This window comes from Ruminococcus sp. D54t1_190329_F1 (assembly GCF_015551645.1).
GTDB classification, from domain to species: domain Bacteria; phylum Bacillota; class Clostridia; order Lachnospirales; family Lachnospiraceae; genus Blautia_A; species Blautia_A faecis.
In genome coordinates this window covers 1-1219 of the sequence record NZ_JADNDC010000105.1, presented here as the reverse complement: position 1 = coordinate 1219, position 1219 = coordinate 1, and the positions used below count along the sequence as shown (strand labels likewise).

Annotated in this window: 2 protein-coding genes; both read right to left on the bottom strand. The window is 40.9% G+C overall.

What is annotated here, in order from left to right; translation table 11 throughout:
- Positions 1-19: 19 nt before the first annotated feature.
- Complete coding sequence (locus tag I2D69_RS19775; protein WP_237963851.1) at positions 20-670, bottom strand: IS630 family transposase; 651 nt, start codon at positions 668-670, stop codon at positions 20-22.
- 11 nt (positions 671-681) lie between these two features.
- Positions 682-1134 carry a helix-turn-helix domain-containing protein gene (locus I2D69_RS19770; RefSeq protein ID WP_173716271.1) on the bottom strand — a complete coding sequence of 151 codons (453 nt, stop codon included), beginning with the start codon at positions 1132-1134 and terminating at the stop codon, positions 682-684.
- Positions 1135-1219 lie beyond the last annotated feature (85 nt).

Sequence of the window (1219 nt, the reverse complement as noted above, 5' to 3'; positions counted from 1 at the left end):
TAGTACATCCATCTAGTTTTTAAAGTGTTGTTGGATATAGCTTTGCCAGTTTAATTCTGGCATCAGCTGTCGTGAACTGCCAGTTTATTTTTACACATTTTGCATTTCGATTCACTGTCCAGCTACGAACCTGTTTTTCAAAACTTTCGAGATCTGGAAATGGTTTTGCAAGTGCCTGACGGCTCATAACCCCTATTTCTATTTCTGCCATATCCAACCAGCTTCCATGTTTTGGCGTGTAATGCCATTCAAAACGTTTGGTTAAACGGTTGGCTTCTTGTGCTGAAAATGCCTTGTACAAAGAAGATGGCGCATGGATATTTAAGTTATCGGTGACCAATATGATTTTTTCCGCTTTTGGATATAATTCATCTGCCGTATAGCGAAGAATTTCAGCAAAATCAATTGCTGTCCGGGTTTGTTTTACAACAGTTTCCCGTTTTCCTGCCAACGGCTCAGATATCATAAAGATATCTGCAACTCCATTCCGGACATAAACAGAATCCAATTTTTCTGGTTCCCCTGGCTTACAGGGAACCCGTTTTTCTATGATTAGCTGTTTATTCGTTTCATCAATACAAACTACCGGTCTGGACGGATCATATGATCTTTGATATACATCCAGAACATCCTCCATTTTTGCTACGAATTCTGCATCAGCCTGGGGGATGCACCATTCTTTTACAAGCCACGGTTTAATTTCGTTTTTTTCATAACGTTACAGACCGTACTATCGGTGATGTAATCAACAACTTCCAGCCGTATCAGCTCCTCCGCGATAGCCTGCATGGTCCAACGGGAAGCCCCTTCCGGAGGTGTCGAACAGGCAATTGCACAAATCCTTGCTTCTACATCACCTGTAACTTTTCGGTGTCGGTTTTTTTGCTCTTTTCTTCCAAGGGCAGATTCCATACCTTCTGTTACAAAACGCTGGGCAATTCCAGCTATTGTACTATGGGAAGCACCATATGCTTCTTTGATACGGTCATACGTCCAGGAACTATTTTCAGGCTTTTGATCCAGCTTTAGTAAGATTTGAGCATGCTTTATACGATAGCCCTTTCCACCCTTTTGGATGAGAGATTTGAGTTCCTGTATTTCTGTATCAGTAAGTGTAACATGATAACGTGGCATTGCGTATCCTCCAGAACTGTTTTTTGAATGGAGTATAGCAAAAAAGCAAGTAACTGTAAACTATTATTACTAGATGGATACTATA